The sequence below is a fragment of the Pseudoalteromonas prydzensis genome (assembly GCF_011050055.1).
Classification (GTDB): domain Bacteria; phylum Pseudomonadota; class Gammaproteobacteria; order Enterobacterales; family Alteromonadaceae; genus Pseudoalteromonas; species Pseudoalteromonas prydzensis_A.
Genome location: NZ_DRGM01000187.1, coordinates 1 through 18,494 on the forward strand (window position 1 = coordinate 1; position 18,494 = coordinate 18,494).

Here is an 18,494-nt window from a genome sequence, read left to right on the forward strand (position 1 = left end):
CCTTCATTTAGCTCTTCAAGATAACCTGGGACAATTTTGCCATCCAAATCACCCGGTACATATTGACCACGAATAATATTGTCATCTACACCTGTTGCAACAAGCGGACGTAGTGATTCTAATACTTTTAATTTTTCGGTGCGGATGCTGTTCGCATTAAGTTTATTTGGTGATTCCATCGCGACTAAACATAACAATTGTAATAAGTGGTTTTGCACCATGTCACGTAAAGCACCCGCTTTATCATAAAAACCAGCGCGGCTTTCAAGGCCAACGGTTTCAGATAAGCTGATTTGGATATTATCGATTGACTTAGCATCCCACATATTTTCAAATAATGAATTTGAAAAACGCAGTGCCATTAAGTTTTGCACCGTTTCTTTACCTAGGTAATGATCGATACGGAAAATTTGCTCTTCGCTAAAGTATTCAGCGATTTTTGCATTGATCTCTTCAGCCGAACTACCACAATAACCAATTGGTTTTTCTACAACGACACGTGATGTAGGGGTGATCAAACCTTTCGTTGATAGTATTTCACAGCAGCTGCCATAAACAGCAGGTGGCAGTGATAAGTAAAACACGCGAGATTTATCTGCATCGTGTTCATCAAGGATTGTTTTTAGTTTGTCCCAATCATCGTCCGCTTCGGTAACGTTAGTTACTACTGGCACTAAACACGCTGAAAAGGCTTTCCAATCTTTAGCATTAAATTCACCTTTACTTAAAAACTCTTTTAATGCTTGGTGAGCTGTTTCTATGTATTCCGCACGTTTACTTTCTTCACGAACCGTCGGTAAAATACGCGAACCTTGTGGAAGGTTGCCTTCTTGATATGCGCGATACATTGCAGGTAATAATTTGCGTAATGCAAGATCACCACCGCCCCCAAAAATTACAATATCAAAAGGATTTAGCATAATTTACTCTCTACGTTTGCTATGCCCGGTTGTCGACTATCTGCTATTGATAGTACAGGCATACATTCTTATTGTTTAGATGATGTCAGCTTTTTGGCATCGTGCTCGAGAAAAAGCCTGTTGAATTCGCTTGTTTTTATTGCTGAATATTGATCCAGCTGTACTCATATTAAACTGGTAATTAAATGAGTCTTAGGGGCTCTGTATATCCTCTCACAAATATACAGGCCCTAAGAACTCCAGCGCTACCCGTTCAAAGGTATTTGGTTGCACAGCACACTTGATTGTACTGTGCGAATTTTTTACTGTTCACGACGTTGTTTATAATAGCTCATTAAGCCATTTGTCGAGCTATCATGTGGATGAGTTACACTGTCATCCAATAACTCAGCTTCAATTTTTGACGCTAAGCCTTTACCAAGCTCTACACCCCATTGATCAAATGAACAGATCTCTAAGATGATACCTTGGCAGAAAATTTTATGTTCATACAAGGCAATTAAGCGACCCACTGTTTTTGCATCAACCGTATCTAACAGCATTGATGTCGTTGGACGATTACCCTGATGAATTTTATGATTCAACAATTCTGCAATTTCAGCTTCAGATTTACCTTTAGCAGTTAAATCAGCACGTACTTGCTGTGCATCGACACCCATCATCATCGCTTCAGTTTGCGCAAAGAAGTTCGATAATAAAATATCATGATGCTCACCAACATTAACTTGCGGTTTAATTGACGCAATAAAATCAGCTGGAACAACAACGTTACCTTGATGTAAACACTGATAAAAGGCGTGTTGACCATTAATACCTGTCATACCCCAGATAATTGGCACTGTGGTATACGGCACAGTATTACCCGCAAAGTTTACATGCTTACCATTACTTTCCATTTCACCTTGCTGCAAATACGCAGGTAACATGTGCAGTGCTTGATCATAAGGTAAGATTGCTTGTGAATCGAAACCTAAAAAGCTGGTATTCCACACACTTAGCAACGCCATCAACAGTGGAATATTCTGTTGATATTCAGCAGTTTTAAAATGTTCATCAACTTCAAATGCACCTTCAAGGATAGCCTCAAACGCTTCAAAGCCTAAGTACAATGCAATGGGTAATCCTATCGCACTCCATAATGAAAAGCGACCGCCTACCCAATCCCACATAGTGAATACGTTTTCATCAGCAATACCAAACGCTGCTGTTTTTTCTAAATTTGTGCTTACTGCAACAAAGTGTTTAGCAATCGCTTGGTTGTCATTGGCTGACTCTAAAAACCATGCAACAGCCGTTTTCGCATTAGTCATGGTTTCAGATGTAGTAAAGGTTTTTGATGAAATCACAAACAAGGTCGTTTCTGGGTCAATTTCTTTTAATATTGACGCAATCTGTACACCATCTACATTTGAGACGTAATGCACGTTAAGAGTATCGTCTGCGAAGCTTTTTAGTGCTTCCGTGGCCATTTGCGGACCTAAGTTCGAGCCACCGACACCAATACTTACCACATCTTTAACTGTTTTACCGGTATAACCTAACCATTGCCCGCTGCGTACTTTTTCAACGAACAATTTAATCTTTTGCAATTCAGCATTAACCACCGAACTTACATTCTCGCCATCTACAACTAATGATGAGGCACTGCGATTGCGCAGTGCAGTATGCAGCACTGCTCTATCTTCGGTGATATTGATTTTTTCACCGCTGAACATTTTGTCACGCCAAGTGGCGATATCGCACTCTTGTGCTAAAGAAATCAACTGTGCGAGCACACTGCTATCAATCAATTGTTTTGAATAATCAAATAAAACACCAGGGATTTGAGTCGAAAATTGCTCGAATCGTGTGCTGTCATTGGCAAATAAATCTTTAAGATGAGTTTCCTTCATCTTATTCGCACTTGTTTGTAATGCTTGCCAACTAGCTAACTGTGAACGACAACTCATTTTTTAACATCCCCTTAAACTTGCAACAAACTGATTTATAACTATCTTTATATAAATAAAGTGAACTGATAGCGTATTAACCTACAAACGAAGTTAACGATAAGTTAAAATGACAACGCTGTCAATAAGCTACTTTTATATTTTATAGTTCAGATAATAACGCACTTTTACTCATTTGACACCGGTATCATAAAAATTATCTCAATTATTTTACTGCTAATTTAACTGAACATTAGATACACTAACTGGTCTTGATGAAGAATTAATGAATAGTACTTTGCTAAGTCTACTCAAAAGTACTCATCACAGACACAGGACAACACTAAACCAATAACCTAAAAGTAACTCTATGAAAGTAACTATAAATGATGTAGCGAGACTCGCCGGGGTTTCGATGAAAACGGTTTCACGGGTGATCAATAAAGAGCCCTCTGTTCGTAAAAAAACTTACGATATAGTCATGGAAGCTGTCAATGAGCTGAACTATCAGCCAAATCTTGCAGCACGAAACCTAGCAGGTACATCATCATTTACTGTCGGTTTAGTTTATGACAACCCCAATGCGTATTATGTGATTGATATGCAAAATGGTGTGCTATCTCGCTGTAAAGACGAAGGCTATGAACTGGTGATCCATCCATGCACTTACACTGATGCAAACATGGAAGCAGATTTTATCACTATGATAAAACGCTCTCGTCTAGCCGGACTTGTGCTTACTCCGCCGTTATCAGAGCAAAGCAGCATCACTAATTTGTTGGATGAATTAAACATTCACTACGTGCGAGTGCTATCGGGACGGCCAACTGATGATGACCAAGATACCTGCATTTATGTCAACGATTATAAAGCGGCGTATGAGATCACCACTCACTTATTAACGCATGGCCATGAAAATATAGGTTTTATTTGTGGTGATAAAGAGCACAAATCTACATCAGAGCGTCTTGAAGGTTATAAAGCGGCACTGGCAGATCATAAAACTCAATTCAACAATGAGTTTGTTTATGATGGTAAATACTCTTTTGAGTCAGGTGTTGAAGGCGCAAAAACATTGTTAGCCGATGATAACAAATTGGCGATCACAGCAATTTTAGGGGGTAACGATGAAATGGCCGCAGGCGCTTTATTTGCGTCACGCTTAATGGGTATTGCTATTCCTGAGCAATTATCCATTACCGGCTTTGAGGATTCGCCCTTCTCTCGTCAGACTTGGCCAAAACTAACTACAGCCCACCAAGCCAACGATGTTATTTCTCAACATGCAGCACGATTATTATTTACCAAAACTCGCGGGGCGCGAAATCAAGATAAAGACATCATTACCTCGTTTACACCCTCAATCGTTATTCGTGAAAGTTCTGGTCCAAAACAGTAAGCCTTATGCCTATTCACAATAAATAAGGCGCTTTTTAGCGCCTTATTTATTTAATCTTACAATTTGCCGTGCTTTTATAACAATGCCATACCGCCGCTGAGGTTATACACATTGGTAAAGCCAAGCTGAGACAAATTAGTGGCCGCCTGTTTTGAACGATTACCACTGCGACACAGTAAAATATATTTCCCTTGCGAGCTTAATTGCCCATCGACTAACGCGTTAGCCATTCTACTGAGCGGAATGTTCATTACACGCGCAGGATTGATTGCAAATTGCTGAGACACATTAGTTGCGCCATGCTCATAGGGTTCACGGGTATCAATTAAATATACGTCGCCTATTGTTAACATCTGTTTTGCTTGTGCGGCATTTAGTTCGTACGCAGTGCTATGTTGTAAACTATCAGCATAACCACACAAGGTTGCAAATTTAGACAGATTGCATTCATCACTGTGGCGTTTTTGCTCTGAAAATTCGGTGTCGCTTATTTCATTACTTAATAATGCCTGCAATAACGGCGTCTGCTGTTGCTGGACCTGCCAATTGATAGCAAAGCATTGCTGGTAGTCATGACCAGAACAAATCACTGTCGAATTATCTAAACACTGTGCTAATTGGCGTAATGAGTGCGCCATAACTAACGCATTGCCGCCGTCAATGGCTGTATTACCAAGCCCGGCAGGCAGCAGTAAATCGCCACAAAAACAAAAACGCACTTGCTGAGATACATTACAACGCAACAAGTAACTAACACTATCCTCACTGTGTCCTGGCGTCGCTATACGTTCAATGGTGCACTCAGGTAATTCAATCACAGTCTGTGCAACTGGCCAGCCTAATTGATGTGCGTCATTAAAACTAAATTTTAGAGCTTGCGCCAATAACGCGGTTGCACCACAACGTTCTTGATGAGCATGGGTATCTAAAATTGCTGCCACAGTTAAATTTTGGGTGTGCACTATTTTTTCAAGGCGAGGAATGAGCTCAACAATAGGGTCAATGATCACTGCTTGTTTATCTGCGCTGACATAAAGCCAACAGCATGCTCCTTGATGCCGAAATTGGGTTAATCCTAATGCACAGGCTTCTTGTTGTGGCAATGATGAATCAGATACCACTAAACAGTTGGCTTGTAATATAGGTTTAAGTGAACGAATACGCGTACATGCCGTAGTTATTTCAGCTTGTGTTGTCGCAGGTCCAAATGACAAGCGAATTGCATTTTCACTACGCCAATCACTCACCCCCATAGCATCTAGAACAAAACTACGATTTGCACCGGAACTACACGCAGATCCACCACTGATACGAATACCTGCTGCATCAAATAAATCCATCACTTCTTTACTGCTTAACTCATCAACGGCAAAGTTTAAAGTCGTAGGCACTGATAATTCAAAAGCATGATTAAATGTTAAACTACCAAAGGTATCCACTAACGCATGATGCAATTGTTCACGGTAGCTGTTTAACACCTCGATTGATTTAAAGGTGTCGCTTGTTTTATCGAGTAATAAGGAAAACAGTTTGTTAAGACCTGCAATACCCGGTAAGTTTTCAGTACCAGAGCGCATACCGCTTTCTTGGCCACCACCGGCGATAAAAGGCGTGTAAGCACTGCCTTGGCGAATATACAACACCCCAATGCCTTTCGGTGCATACAGCTTATGACCTGAAAACGGCGCGTAGTCAATCGTTGTATCGCTAAGGGCTAATGCAGTTTTGCCCAGTGCTTGTACGCAATCCACCATCCACGCAACCTCAGTGTTATGGTTGCGAATGACCGCTTCAATGGCAGTTAAATCTTGATAAACACCGGTTTCATTGTTAACCGCCATGGTACAAATCATCAGCGCATCACTGGCGTGTTGAGCAAGAAACTCTAAATCTAAAATACCCTCGCTCGAAACAGGTATCGCAAGCACAGTGGCGTTAATACCTAATACCGCATTCCAATGGATTAACGTATTTGGTACCGCTTTATGCTCAGTGGCGCCGTATAATAAAACGGGGTTTTTGATAGTATGATTCTTAGCAGCAATTAACGTCGACACCACCGCAGTTTGAATGCCTTCGGTGGCCCCTGAAGTAAATAAAATATCGCCCTGCTGTGCACCAATAACATCACGCGCTTTTTGACGCGTTTGCTCTAATAAGTGTTTAGCTTGAATACCAGTAATATGAGAAGAAGAAGGATTACCAAAGCAAATTTGCATCGTATGTGACACTACCTCGGCAATACAGGGTAGCACAGGGGTCGTTGCGTTTGCATCTAGGTAAATTTGTGAACCAGTGTCAGTAGGAAATAATAAATCAGACATTAAAAAACGCACCATATTACTAAAAGATATATCTTATAACCCATTCTACATAAAATTAATGAGTAGCGTAATAATCAATTAGTCTCTCAAGTGCGTTATCTATACTATTTATGACTAAAGCGGGTTTTGTTCGCTCGTTTGTTCTTCATATTTAGTTGACCAAGCATTGAGTAACGCTTTAACTAAAGAAGCCAGCGGGATTGCAAAAAACACTCCCCAGAATCCCCATAAACCGCCAAAAAACAATACCGCGACAATAATAAATACCGGATTTAAGTCAACCGCTTCTGAAAACAATAACGGCACTAGCACATTACCGTCCAGCGCCTGAATAACACCGTAGATAATTAAGATAGTCCAAAACTGCGTTTCTAAACCAAATTGAAACAGTGCCACAGCCGCAACAGGGATTGTCACAAGCGCTGCTCCTACAAAAGGGATCAACACTGAAAAACCAACTAATACACCTAATAACGCCGCATACCGTAAGTCAAAAATAGTGAATGCAATAAACGAGACAGTACCCACAATCAAAATTTCAAGCACTTTGCCACGAATGTAATTCATGATCTGTTGGTTCATCTCATGCCACACTTGCAGAATTAAACGACGCTGTTTAGGTACTAGCTTCTCTGCACTGGTAACCAATTCGAGCTTATCTTTAAGCATAAAAAACACTAACAATGGCACCAAAATTAGGTAGATCAACCAAGCAACGACATCTTTGAGTGACGTTAAAGACACCGATAACAGCATTTGACCAAACTCGATAGCCTTGGCTTCAACACTCGTTACCACTGACTGCACTTGCTCTGCGGTAATTAAACTTGGGTATTGCTCGGGTAAATGCAGTAAAAATGCCTTACCTTGCTCTATCATATGCGGTGTTTCCTGCACTAAGTTACTTGCTTGCTGCCACAGAACAGGTCCCATACCAATCACTAAGGTCAACATCAATCCTGAAAAAATTAACATCACAATAATTGTGGCGGTAAACCGGTGTAAACCAAACCGCTCTAAATGCGCAACAGGCCAATCCAGCAAATAGGCAATCACCAAGGCAATTAATACCGGTACGATAAACGCACCGAAAAAATAAAATAGCGCCATTAAAGCGAGTAATAAAAGCAGTAAAGTAACAGAATGTGGATCAGAGAACTTCCTGTCGTACCACGTTTTTACATATTCAAACACGATTAAGCTCCACGATTAACAACCCATGTTGTTGCTCTAATTTGTAAGGATAATGATTTTTTTGCAAAAAGCGCTCAATATCTCGAGTCGATTGCTGCGCCAAGAAAGTAAATTTAATCGTTTGCGCAGTGTCGACCGCTTCGCGTAAAGCCAGCTTAAACTGGATAAATTGCTGTGGGCATTTAAATCCGCGCAAATCTTGCTCTAGCATAACCAATTATCTACTCTATAAAAATGAATAATAAGTATTATACCCAAACTATCTGATGATGCAGAGTTCAGCGTTTCACAAGGGCTTAATATCAAGGCGTTACTTTGCAACACTGGCCTTTACCAATGCTACAGATAACAAATGTAACTTTTTCTTAAAACACGCATCGCAATAGTTTATCCTTATAGCATAGTTTGTAGTAAGGATAAGTTAATGTCTGGCACGCATAATAAAGCGCAACTACCCAGTAATCCAACTCTTAAAGAAATTAACTGGTATAAAAAGCAAATTAATTGGGGCGAACTGCCCCCCTTCTATCACCTTGTTGCCTCATCAGTGAGCGAATCAGAGGGGATATTAGAACACGGTTTTGATAATGCAGTGAAAAGAATCATTGATAAACGCAATTGGAATCTCGATATATTAGAAGGCCATGAAGATGCTTCAGGAGAAATTCACTGTGCAAATAAACCGCGAATTGCGTTACACCAAGTATTTACTGACCGTGGTTTTGAATTGTGGGCACTGCCCTACGCAAAAGACGTTACAATAGACAAATATGTCAAAGATAACCGTTTTATGGAGTTTACTGAGTGGGATCCGGTTTCAATGAAAAGTTTGATCCGCATTAACCAATTGCACAAATTTATTGGCTTTTATTTTGAACGTGGCGATAAAGCAGATAAAGCGCTTATCCTGCATGCGCACAAGGTAGTGCATAAAATCATTAGTTTTTTGCAAAGAGAATTGAACGTTGTAAAGCTAGATGGGGTCACAATCAAAGAGTTATATCAATTATGTGAACGAGACAGCAGAGCATGCAGTGACGAAATAGACATTGCAAAACTTATGCTCGGTGAAAACCATAACAAGGAATAAAATGCAGCTTAAATCAGCCTTTATCACATTATTCAGTGCACTTTTAACAGTTAGTGTGCTGGTAAGTGAGCCATTAAAGGCACAATCCAGTTTTACATTACCCGATCTTGGTACTTCAGCATTACAAGCATTGCCCCTTGAAAAAGAACAAGCGATTGGTAAAGTAATGATGATGCAAATTCGCGGCTCTTCGCCTGTGGTTAGCGATCCGGTACTTGATGAGTATTTAAGCACACTTGGCCGAAAACTGGTTGCCAATGCCAATGACGTGCGCTTTCCATTCTCATTTTTTTGGATCAATAACCCTGAGATCAATGCATTTGCTTTTTATGGCGGTCATGTGGGTGTTCACACCGGTTTAATTGCCCAATCAGACAATGAAAGCCAATTTGCTTCGGTACTTGGTCATGAAATAGCCCACGTAACCCAGCGCCACCTTGCACGCCGTTTGCAACAGCAGCAAGATAACAGCGCACTGACTATTGCTGGTATGATTGCGGGTATTTTAGCCTCGGTGGTCTCTCCAGATGCCGGTATTGCTATTATTTCAGCGAGTCAAACACAAAGTGCATTTAGCCAATTAACACACAGCCGCTCTGCAGAGCAAGAGGCTGACCGCATTGGTATGCAAACACTCAATAACGCAGGGTTTGATCCTTATGCATCCAGTGAGTTTTTAACCAAACTTGCGGCGCAAATTCGTTACAAATATAAACCGCCAGCTTTTTTACTGACTCACCCATTACCAGAGAGCCGAGTATCTGATGTACGTCTGCGAGCGCAACAGTTTGAAAAACGCCAACTTCCTGATAGCTTGGATTTTAATCTTGCCAAAAGTCGTGTAATTGCCCGTTATCACGAAAAACCGGCAGCTGCAGAAAACTTCTTTAGAAAGCTCATTCGTGAAAACAGTTTCTATAATAAAACAGCGCTTAATTATGGTTTGGGTATTAGTTTATTGGATCAAAAAAAGCTTGATGAAGCTGCCGCTATTTTAGATGAACTTTTAGAGTCTGATCCTAAAAATTTATTTTATATTGATACCCACACCGATTTATTAATAGCACAGGATAAAGCCGCTGAAGCGGTAAAATTTTTAGCTGCGTTGCATGACAACCGCCCCAATAATCAAGTCATCACTTTAAACTACGCTAATGCAGCCATAGAAGCTGAACAATATGATGTTGCAGTCACTATTTTAAAGTCATTTTTACTGGAAAAACCTGAACATCATTTAGCCATGCAATTATTAACCAACGCTTACAAAAAACAAGAAAACTTGGCCGCTTACCATGAGTCGAATGCTGAAGTGTTAGCGCAATACGGTGCCTATTTAAAAGCAGCCGACGAAGTTCAAAAAGCACTCAACTTTGTAGAGCCACAAGAACTAATTAAACAACAGCGTCTCAAAGCACTACTGACGCAATATCGACAAATGCAAAAAGAGCTCGCGAGACTTTAAGTCTCGCGCTGCTTGCCCTAAAATAGCCTTACTTTATCTAATTGGATTGTTACTATGTCTGTTACTATTTTTCATAATCCACGTTGTTCAAAATCACGTGAAACATTGGCCCTACTTGAACAAAAATCGATTCAACCAGATATCATCGAATATTTAAAAACACCGCTTAGTGCTGAACAGATCAGTACCTTAGTACAGCAATTAGGGTTTTCATCAGCACGCGAATTAATGCGCACCAAAGAAGATATCTACAAAGAGCTAGCGCTTAAAAATGAGCATGATGAAAGTGCCTTGATCGCAGCTATGCAAACTCACCCTAAATTAATTGAACGGCCAATTGTCGTTAACAACAATAAGGCGGCATTGGGGCGCCCACCTGAAAACGTACTAAGCGTACTTTAATGAGCATCACTATTGTTGTTTTGTATCATTCAAGTCATGGCTCTGTTGCCGCAATGGCACATGAGATTGCAGAATCGATTGAATGCCAAGGCGCCACTGCACTGCTGCGAACATTTGAAAAAAGAGCACCTCACGACATTGTGATCAGCAAAGATGATTTAATTCAGTGTGATGGTTTAGCATTTGGCACGCCAACTCGGTTTGGTATGATGGCCGCACAAGCAAAAGCATTTTGGGAAACCACCAGCGATATTTGGTTGAAAGGACAATTAATCGATAAGCCGGCCTGCGTATTCTCATCATCAAGCAGTATGCACGGCGGTAACGAAGCAACCTTGCTTAACTTGTCTTTACCACTGCTGCATCATGGCATGATGCTAATGGGTGTGCCTTACGAAGTACCTGAATTGCTTGCCACACAAACAGGTGGCACCCCATATGGCGCCAGCCATGTAGCCGGTGCACAAAATAGCGCGCAATTAAGCAAAGACGAAATTAAAATTTGCCAAAGTGTTGGCCAACGCTTAGTTAAAATAACGAGAAAATTACAATGACATCGCACAGCGATTTAAACCCACAACTGACGCCGAAAAAAGCCATCACAGTTCGCTTTCAGCGCATTGCTATTATCGGCTATGTTGGCCTATTACTGCTAATGCCACTGTGGTTATTTTTGATTGCCCCCCGTGAGGGCCACAGTAACGGCTTTATTTTTACTGTGTATATTTTACCGCTATTACTGCCATTGAAAGGCATTATTCAAGATAAACCGTATACCTACGCGTGGGCAAATTTCATCGTTATGTTCTACTTTATTCATGGTTTTACACTACTTTGGGTAGCGCAAGAGCAATTACTATGGGTATTACTTGAATTATTATTTGCCAGTATGATGTTTATTGGTTGCACGTATTACGCACGCCATCGCGGCCAAGAACTCGGGCTGAAAATTCGTAAGTTAAAAGATGAATTAGCACAAGAAAAAGCCGAGCAAGAATACGATAGAAAAAATCGTTAACCCTGTTATAAAAAACAAAAAACGCGCCTACTGGCGCGTTTTTTGTTTAAGGATATATAAGCTACACGACTTCACTCAGTGTTGCTAGTGCAACAATACTCGCTAAACCGAGTTGCGCTATCAAACTGAAAAACGAAAAACAGCGTAATACAAACAACCCCCAGGGGTGTTTGATGTGTGGGTAGAGTGCACAACGCTTTAAACTCATTGCAAAAAAGAAACAAACAATTGCCAACATGGTTAAGCACAGTGTTAATTCACTTTTAATTGCAATCGAATCATCAAAAAAGAAAAACAGCTGTAATGGCAATAACAACGTCACTATCGCATGTAAACCATGTACTTTTTTAATTCGTGAAAACTGCCCTTCTGGCGATAGTTCTTTAATGCCAAAATCACGTTCTAGGCACTTAACTAACTGACTCGCTTTAATGCTAACAGCTAAACGATAGCAGCTTAGCCCGTCATTGTTACGTACGCGAAAATCATAGCCCGATTTCAATAACAGCACCATCAGCGGTTCATTTTTTGCGAGTACGGCATAGTGTAAGGCACTATTACCAAGTGCATCGCGTTGTTTTTTATCTTGCTTATCTAAAAGCGTCTGTACTAAATTAACAAACCCTTTTTCAACAGCCCACATGAAAGCGGTTTTATCGTTTTCATCGGCAAGCGTACCCGTTGCTCCTTGCTCTATAAAGCGCATCGCCATTGTTTGCTTAGCAGTATCCACACTTAAATGCGCCAGCAGTGCTTGCTCTAATAGCACCACAGAGTCAACATCAGGCGATACTTGAGTCAGCAAAGTAAAGTAATCTTTGCCGCCAGCCACCTTTTGCGCCGCTAAATCGCTCAGTGCACTCACATCAATAATTGCATCAGGAATAAAGCTACTTAAACGCTCTCTAAAATCAACTTCTTTCCACAACGCTAAAGCATCTTCTGCCGTCATTTTACTGCCCGCATTAAGCGCATGCTCAATAATGGTAAAATAGCGTTTTGAAAATAACTGGGATAGTAATGTGATTGGTGTTTTTATCGTCGTTTGCGCAGCAACAGCTGCATATTTTTCAAGGCGTTGACAAAGTAATAGCACTAGACTTTCAGGACTATAGTCGTTGTCAAAATAGTAATTTTTTGCTGCTGATATATATTGCTGAGCCGCTTCATCATATTCACAAATATGTTGAAAAAAACACTCTTCAAATGGCTCAAGGGGAGTTAACCAAGTTAGATAATAGATAGGCGGTAATACAGTAGTGCACACGCCGTCATCTTCTTCAGTCGAGCGACAAGCCGGCCATGCTTCTAAAGCGTCTAAAATGAATGCACCGTTTTGCTCAATAAGTCCTTTGACTAATAACGGGTATTCTTTCGGCCAAATAAGTACATTTTCCATTAAAAAAACACAACTCCAGTGTCTATCTTGCTCGGTACAAAGGTCAGTTAAAGAGTTTAACAACTAAAAACTGACACTGCGCTTAATATAGTAATGAGTACCTTAAAATTTTCTAAGGCAATTTAAGCGCTTATTCTAGCATAGCCAAAACCACAGGCTATAGACAAACAATGTGATTTTAAAAGAAAATAACAAAGCGGCACGGTGTTTTCACAGCGTGCCGCTTTTGGTTGGAGACGTACTTGGCAATGGTTATTTACTATTAAGTTCGGCTGTCACTTGATCAAGCCCAACTTCTGAAATTCGTTGGATCACTTCTTTTTGTTTTGCACTGAGTAACGAAATACCCTCGGCGACAATATCATATACTTTCCAACTGCCATCTTTGCCTTGACGAAGCTTAAAATGTAAATCAATGGTTGGTGCATTAGCATCAATAATTTGTGTTTTCACTGTTGCAAAATCGCCAGCCGTTGTGTCGCTGCTTTGTGCAAACTTTATTTCTTGGCCAGTGTACTTCATTAATGCACTTGCGTATGTCGTCGTTAAATAATGCTCCACGGCACGAATAAATGCAGTCGCTTGTTCGCGCTCAATCCCTTTTATATGCTTACCTAATAATTTATAAGACACAAATTTAACATCAATATTAGGCATTAAATACTGTTCAACAATCTGTGCCATGTCACCTTTACTGGCCGTACCTTGACTGTTTATTTTGCCAATTTCGCTAAACAGCTGATCCCCTACTTGGGTTAGTAACTGATGTGGCGACGGTTGAGCCTGCGCAAACAACGAAGCACTAAAAAAAAGTGAGATAAATAAAATGTAACGGCTAAGTAAAGTCATTGTTGAGTAAGTCCTGAGTAAATCTTATGGTGTAATTTACGCTGTTCATAAGAGATTAAAAAGCCACAAAATAGCACCTTATTAATGCCAAACAGACACCAATCTATTTAATCTTTTTATTTCATATTGTTAGCTAAGCTCATGCAATAACACACAGAGTCTGTGAATTTACGCCACTTGAATTAGCCTCCCCCACGCCCTTATTTTGTAAATAACATTTCCACCTTAAGAGCTTTCCCATGTTATTTAAAAGACTAACTTTATTGATTTTATTATCTATTTCCATGTTCAGCGGTCTATCTTATGGCGCCTCCTATACACTTTCTCCCCACGGTTATGCCATTGACTACATCCAAGGTGAAGGTGATGTCAAAGGGTTAAAATTAGCATACCAGTACCATCCAGAGTCCCTACAATCGCTGTTTAAAAACACCCATATTTACTTAGAATCAAGTATTAATCTTTGGCAATATGGTGCTAAAAACAGCCATCAGACCAATACCGTGCTTGCTTTGTCGCCGGTATTTCAATACCCAATCGGATCAGTAGCAAACATACCACTGTATTTCGAAGCTGGAATTGGTGTTTCATTAATTAATGACACTCACTTTGCAGGTAAAAACGTGAGTACCCACTACCAATTTGAAGACCGTCTAGGCTTTGTTGCTGACTTTGGAAAAACCAAGGCCGCACTACGCTATTTACATTATTCAAATGCGGGATTTAAAAGTCCAAACCCTGGCCTTGACTTTATTTCGCTGTCGTTAGCTAGGCGTTTTTAAAGTGTATAATAGCTGCTAAACTCAGTGAAAATTAATTGGTCATTAAAAAATCATGCAAATTTGGCAAGTCCTTATTATCATTGTTGTGTTGGCAGTTATTATCGGCAATATCATGCTATTAAAGCACTCAGCAAACATTAGTTTTAAAGCCCAGGATAAAAAAACAGACACCAGAGCGCAAAAAAAGCCCTAACCTAGTTTAGTTAGGGCTTTGCATCGTAGGGGATGTTCTTTAATTTAGGTAAGCTCTTTTCTGAGTTCTTTAGTTGCTTTAACCATGTTATCAAGTGCTTGACGCGTTTCTTCCCAGCCACGGGTTTTCAAACCACAGTCTGGATTAACCCATAAGCGCTGGACAGGTATTTTTCGCGCCGCTTTGTGGATCAAGGCTTTTATCCATGCAATGTCGGGCACATTCGGTGTGTGAATATCATACACCCCAGGACCAATATCATTCGGGTATGCAAAATCCTCAAATGCTGCAAGTAACTCCATGTTTGAACGCGACGTTTCAATGGTGATCACATCAGCATCCATATCTGCAATCGCAGCAATGATGTCATTAAACTCGGCGTAGCACATATGCGTATGAATTTGCGTTTCATCTTTCACACCGCTGGCAGACACCCTAAATGCATACGCAGCCCATTCCAAGTATGCTTGCCATTGGCTGGCTTTTAGCGGCATGCCTTCACGAAATGCAGGTTCATCAATTTGAATGATTTCAATACCCGCATTTTGCAGATCAACCACTTCATCGCGAAGTGCAAGTGCTATTTGATTAGCTATGGTTGGCTTATCTAAATCATCACGAATGAATGACCAAAACAGAATCGTCACAGGGCCTGTGAGCATGCCTTTCATTTTCTTGTCAGTCAGCGATTGCGCATATTTACTCCACTCAACCGTCATTGGCTGTTCACGTGAGACATCGCCCCAAATGACTGGCGGTTTCACACAGCGTGAGCCGTAACTTTGTACCCAGCCAAATTGAGTAAAAGCAAAGCCTTCAAGGAGCTCTCCAAAATACTCAACCATGTCGTTACGCTCAGCTTCTCCGTGCACTAATACATCAAGATCGAGCGCTTCTTGCTCTTCAACCGCGTAACGAATTTCTGCCGCCATTTGCGATTGGTATTGTGCAGCGGATAACGCCCCGGCTTTAAAATCACGTCGGGCTTTACGAATAGCCTGTGTTTGCGGGAACGACCCTATCGTTGTGGTTGGTAATAGCGGCAAATCAAGCGCCGCATGTTGCTTTTCGATACGCTGAGCAAATACGCTGTTGCGCTCACCATCTGTTGCCGTTAATGCACTGACACGTTGCTGCACAGCAAGATTATTCACCCGTTTTGACGTTAAACGTGCTTTAACTGGTGCGCAGTAGCTTTGCAACGCGCTGACATCATTACTTGCAAGTGCCGCTTTTAGTAATGCCAGTTCTTGGCCTTTTTGTTTCGCGAATGCAAGCCACGAACGCAGCTCATCATCAAGCTGTTGCTCTTGGTCTAGATCCACTGGGGTATGTAATAACGAACACGACGGCGCAAGCCATAAGTTATCAGCACGCTTTGCAGCAATGTCTTTTACATTTGCATAGACAACTTCTAAGTCAGCGCGCCATATATTACGACCATTGATAACACCAAGCGACAGCACTTGCGATGGGCTTAATAGCGAATCAAGCGTTGTCACATCTACATCGCTTGCAACACAGTCAAAGTGCACACCATCAACTGGGTAGTCAGCAATATCGTTATAATAAGCAGTTACTGAGTCAAAATAACTGGCAAGTAGCAACTTTACACCTTGTCCGGCTAATGCATTTAAGCTCGTTTTTAATGCATTGCGATAATCTTGTGCGAGTTCAAGGCCCAAAATAGGCTCGTCAATTTGTACCCACGCAACCCCTTGCGCAGCAAGTTTAGCTAATACCTGTTGATAAACGGGCAGTAGCTTTTCAAGTAAACTTAATTTATCAAACTCTTTACCTGCACATTTAGCTAAATAAAGGTAACTGACAGGGCCCAATAACACCGCTTTTGCTTGATAACCTAATTTTTGTGCTTGGGCAACGTGTTCAAATAACTCGCTCCAAGTTAATTGAAACTGCTGATCACTGCTAAGCTCAGGCACAATATAATGATAGTTAGTGTTAAACCACTTGGTCATTTCGCTGGCTGCACATGCACAACCTGTTGGTGCGCGGCCACGACCAATACCAAACAAGGTATCCAGATCCACGCTGCCATCCGCTGTTTGATGACGCTCAGGGATAGCACCAACTAATAAACTGGTAGCCAGTACATGGTCGTACCAAGCAAAGTCGCCCACCGGTAATAAATCAATACCAGCATCAGCCTGCAGTGCCCAATTTTCTGCGCGGATCGCCTCACCTTGCGCTAATAGCTCTGCTTGAGTGATGTTACCTGCCCAATATGATTCAACTGCAAATTTCAATTCGCGCTTTTTACCTATTCGCGGAAAGCCTAAGTTATGTAATTGTGCCATATGCTCTAATCTCCATTTAGCTGTTTAGATGGCTAAAATCTACACTCGTAATTGCAATCGTACAATTGATGCTTTCTCAGTTCTAACGTGAGGTAAATTCATGGAAATAATTTTAATAATCTAAAAAAATACAATGATAACGCTGTCAAATCTAATGCTATAGTGAACTTGTAAACTTTACGTGAAAAAATGACGTTATTTAGCCATCTAGACGTTGAAGCACCTTTAATAAAAGCGTATTATGTCTGCAATCTGAGTTCGGCTCACTTTTACCATGAGAATTATTAAAGATGATTGATGTAAAACATTTGAAAACCATCGCAACCTTGAAAGAAACCGGTTCTTTGGTGAATACTGCGCGGGAATTATTTTTGACTCAATCTGCTTTATCACATCAAATCAAAGATTTAGAAAACAAGCTTGATTGCCAACTATTTGAACGTAAAACTCAACCGGTACGTTTTACTCCGCAAGGTATGCTATTGCTAGAACTTGCAAACGAAGTACTGCCTCGCGTTGAGGCGACTAAGTGTCGTTTGAAAGAAAGTCTTAACCAACCAATCTCACAATTACGCCTAAGTGTAGAATGCCACGCCTGTTTTCATTGGTTACTACCGACGATTAAAGAATTCAATAACTTTTGGCCAGATATTAAAGTGGATTACGAGCGCGGCTTTAGTTATGACGCTATACCCGATCTGCTCAGCGATGAACTGGATTTAGTATTAACCTCAGATATTCGTGAGCCAGATAAACTTGAATACGCACATTTATTTGATTTTAAACTTAAGCTCATTGTTGCCCCTGATCATGAACTGGCAAAAAAAGCCTATGTCACAGCCCTTGATCTAAAAAACGAAACCATTATTTCGTATCCTATTCCTCGTGAACGTCAGGATATATTTAAGCATTTCATTCAAAATGCACGCTATGACGGTACTTTAAAAACGGTTGATCAAGGCTTATTAATTTTTCAACTAGTAAGCGCGGGAATGGGCGTTGCGGCATTACCAGATTGGTTAGTCACACCTTATGAAAGCCAAGGGCTGATAAAATCAATTCCGTTGGGTGCGCTGGGCTTAACACGGCCGATGTATTTAGCGATGAAAAAGAATATGAAAGACAATCCAGTCTATCGCCACTTTTTAAATACCTGTAAGTTAAATAACGGTCGATAAAATAACAGTAACCCAGTAGCATACAAAAAACCCTTTTA

At 40.7% G+C, this 18,494-nt stretch carries 16 protein-coding genes and 1 pseudogene; 9 read left to right on the forward strand and 8 right to left on the reverse strand.

Annotation, left to right across the window (positions count from 1 at the left end; translation table 11 throughout):
* Positions 1-920 (reverse strand): annotated as a pseudogene (locus ENH88_RS18850) (glucose-6-phosphate dehydrogenase); the annotation flags it as partial.
* 302 nt (positions 921-1,222) lie between these two features.
* The gene (pgi, locus tag ENH88_RS18855) at positions 1,223-2,869 is read right to left on the reverse strand and encodes a glucose-6-phosphate isomerase (protein WP_304184673.1); all 1,647 of its coding nucleotides are present in this window, start codon (positions 2,867-2,869) and stop codon (positions 1,223-1,225) included.
* Between the two features lie 349 nt (positions 2,870-3,218).
* Here pgi and ENH88_RS18860 point away from each other — a divergent pair, with 349 nt between their 5' ends.
* A complete protein-coding gene (locus tag ENH88_RS18860) occupies positions 3,219-4,247 on the forward strand; it encodes a LacI family DNA-binding transcriptional regulator (RefSeq protein ID WP_304184675.1) in 1,029 nt (342 codons plus the stop codon).
* A 74-nt stretch (positions 4,248-4,321) separates the two neighbouring features.
* On the opposite strand, the gene ENH88_RS18865 is transcribed toward ENH88_RS18860, so the two are convergent.
* The 3 genes from ENH88_RS18865 to ENH88_RS18875 form a co-directional block, all read right to left on the reverse strand.
* Positions 4,322-6,571 carry an aminotransferase class V-fold PLP-dependent enzyme gene (locus ENH88_RS18865; protein ID WP_304184677.1) on the reverse strand — a complete coding sequence of 750 codons (2,250 nt, stop codon included), beginning with the start codon at positions 6,569-6,571 and terminating at the stop codon, positions 4,322-4,324.
* Between the two features lie 114 nt (positions 6,572-6,685).
* On the reverse strand, positions 6,686-7,765 hold the full coding sequence (locus ENH88_RS18870) for an AI-2E family transporter (protein ID WP_304184679.1): 1,080 nt from the start codon (positions 7,763-7,765) through the stop codon (positions 6,686-6,688).
* The gene (locus ENH88_RS18875; protein ID WP_304184681.1) at positions 7,758-7,976 is read right to left on the reverse strand and encodes a sulfurtransferase TusA family protein; all 219 of its coding nucleotides are present in this window, start codon (positions 7,974-7,976) and stop codon (positions 7,758-7,760) included. The genes ENH88_RS18870 and ENH88_RS18875 overlap by 8 nt, the downstream gene beginning before the upstream one ends.
* A gap of 213 nt (positions 7,977-8,189) precedes the next feature.
* On the opposite strand from ENH88_RS18875, the gene ENH88_RS18880 reads away from it, so the two are divergent.
* From ENH88_RS18880 to ENH88_RS18900, 5 genes are read left to right on the forward strand one after another with little or no spacing between them, the layout of a single operon-like run.
* Positions 8,190-8,855, forward strand: coding sequence for a hypothetical protein (locus ENH88_RS18880; protein ID WP_304184682.1), 666 nt, complete (start codon positions 8,190-8,192; stop codon positions 8,853-8,855).
* A 1-nt stretch (position 8,856) separates the two neighbouring features.
* Complete coding sequence (locus ENH88_RS18885) at positions 8,857-10,317, forward strand: M48 family metalloprotease (RefSeq protein WP_304184683.1); 1,461 nt, start codon at positions 8,857-8,859, stop codon at positions 10,315-10,317.
* Between the two features lie 54 nt (positions 10,318-10,371).
* A complete protein-coding gene (arsC, locus tag ENH88_RS18890) occupies positions 10,372-10,719 on the forward strand; it encodes an arsenate reductase (glutaredoxin) (RefSeq protein WP_304184684.1) in 348 nt (115 codons plus the stop codon).
* Entirely contained in the window at positions 10,719-11,273 is a 555-nt protein-coding gene (wrbA, locus tag ENH88_RS18895) for an NAD(P)H:quinone oxidoreductase (protein WP_304184686.1), read from the forward strand. The genes arsC and wrbA overlap by 1 nt, the downstream gene beginning before the upstream one ends.
* Positions 11,270-11,737: a DUF2069 domain-containing protein gene (locus ENH88_RS18900; protein ID WP_304184688.1), complete on the forward strand. Its 468-nt coding sequence runs from the start codon at positions 11,270-11,272 to the stop codon at positions 11,735-11,737. The genes wrbA and ENH88_RS18900 overlap by 4 nt, the downstream gene beginning before the upstream one ends.
* A gap of 61 nt (positions 11,738-11,798) precedes the next feature.
* Here ENH88_RS18900 and ENH88_RS18905 read toward each other — a convergent pair whose 3' ends face one another.
* Both ENH88_RS18905 and ENH88_RS18910 read right to left on the reverse strand, forming a co-directional pair.
* On the reverse strand, positions 11,799-13,136 hold the full coding sequence (locus ENH88_RS18905; RefSeq protein WP_304184690.1) for an ankyrin repeat domain-containing protein: 1,338 nt from the start codon (positions 13,134-13,136) through the stop codon (positions 11,799-11,801).
* Between the two features lie 252 nt (positions 13,137-13,388).
* Positions 13,389-13,985 (reverse strand): MlaC/ttg2D family ABC transporter substrate-binding protein, encoded by a 597-nt coding sequence (locus ENH88_RS18910; RefSeq protein WP_304184692.1) that lies wholly within the window; start codon positions 13,983-13,985, stop codon positions 13,389-13,391.
* Positions 13,986-14,224: 239 nt separating this feature from the next.
* Between ENH88_RS18910 and ENH88_RS18915 the strand changes: the two genes are divergently transcribed.
* Both ENH88_RS18915 and ENH88_RS18920 read left to right on the forward strand, forming a co-directional pair.
* Positions 14,225-14,767, forward strand: a complete 543-nt coding sequence (locus ENH88_RS18915) for an acyloxyacyl hydrolase (protein ID WP_304184694.1) — start codon at positions 14,225-14,227, stop codon at positions 14,765-14,767.
* A gap of 52 nt (positions 14,768-14,819) precedes the next feature.
* A complete protein-coding gene (locus tag ENH88_RS18920) occupies positions 14,820-14,960 on the forward strand; it encodes a DUF2897 family protein (RefSeq protein WP_304184695.1) in 141 nt (46 codons plus the stop codon).
* 44 nt (positions 14,961-15,004) lie between these two features.
* On the opposite strand, the gene metE is transcribed toward ENH88_RS18920, so the two are convergent.
* Positions 15,005-17,278 carry a 5-methyltetrahydropteroyltriglutamate--homocysteine S-methyltransferase gene (gene metE / locus ENH88_RS18925; protein ID WP_304184696.1) on the reverse strand — a complete coding sequence of 758 codons (2,274 nt, stop codon included), beginning with the start codon at positions 17,276-17,278 and terminating at the stop codon, positions 15,005-15,007.
* A gap of 290 nt (positions 17,279-17,568) precedes the next feature.
* Here metE and ENH88_RS18930 point away from each other — a divergent pair, with 290 nt between their 5' ends.
* Entirely contained in the window at positions 17,569-18,456 is an 888-nt protein-coding gene (locus ENH88_RS18930) for a LysR substrate-binding domain-containing protein (RefSeq protein ID WP_301562364.1), read from the forward strand.
* Positions 18,457-18,494: the final 38 nt, after the last annotated feature.

Coding starts and splice junctions, on each gene's coding strand:
- ENH88_RS18875 (WP_304184681.1), bottom strand. CDS start 7,976: ATGCTAGAGCAAGATTTGCGCGGATTTAAATGCCCACAGCAATTTATC.
- ENH88_RS18910 (WP_304184692.1), bottom strand. CDS start 13,985: ATGACTTTACTTAGCCGTTACATTTTATTTATCTCACTTTTTTTTAGT.
- ENH88_RS18865 (WP_304184677.1), bottom strand. CDS start 6,571: ATGTCTGATTTATTATTTCCTACTGACACTGGTTCACAAATTTACCTA.
- ENH88_RS18930 (WP_301562364.1), top strand. CDS start 17,569: ATGATTGATGTAAAACATTTGAAAACCATCGCAACCTTGAAAGAAACC.
- arsC (WP_304184684.1), top strand. CDS start 10,372: ATGTCTGTTACTATTTTTCATAATCCACGTTGTTCAAAATCACGTGAA.
- ENH88_RS18900 (WP_304184688.1), top strand. CDS start 11,270: ATGACATCGCACAGCGATTTAAACCCACAACTGACGCCGAAAAAAGCC.
- ENH88_RS18915 (WP_304184694.1), top strand. CDS start 14,225: ATGTTATTTAAAAGACTAACTTTATTGATTTTATTATCTATTTCCATG.
- wrbA (WP_304184686.1), top strand. CDS start 10,719: ATGAGCATCACTATTGTTGTTTTGTATCATTCAAGTCATGGCTCTGTT.
- ENH88_RS18885 (WP_304184683.1), top strand. CDS start 8,857: ATGCAGCTTAAATCAGCCTTTATCACATTATTCAGTGCACTTTTAACA.
- ENH88_RS18880 (WP_304184682.1), top strand. CDS start 8,190: ATGTCTGGCACGCATAATAAAGCGCAACTACCCAGTAATCCAACTCTT.
- ENH88_RS18860 (WP_304184675.1), top strand. CDS start 3,219: ATGAAAGTAACTATAAATGATGTAGCGAGACTCGCCGGGGTTTCGATG.
- metE (WP_304184696.1), bottom strand. CDS start 17,278: ATGGCACAATTACATAACTTAGGCTTTCCGCGAATAGGTAAAAAGCGC.
- pgi (WP_304184673.1), bottom strand. CDS start 2,869: ATGAGTTGTCGTTCACAGTTAGCTAGTTGGCAAGCATTACAAACAAGT.
- ENH88_RS18905 (WP_304184690.1), bottom strand. CDS start 13,136: ATGGAAAATGTACTTATTTGGCCGAAAGAATACCCGTTATTAGTCAAA.
- ENH88_RS18920 (WP_304184695.1), top strand. CDS start 14,820: ATGCAAATTTGGCAAGTCCTTATTATCATTGTTGTGTTGGCAGTTATT.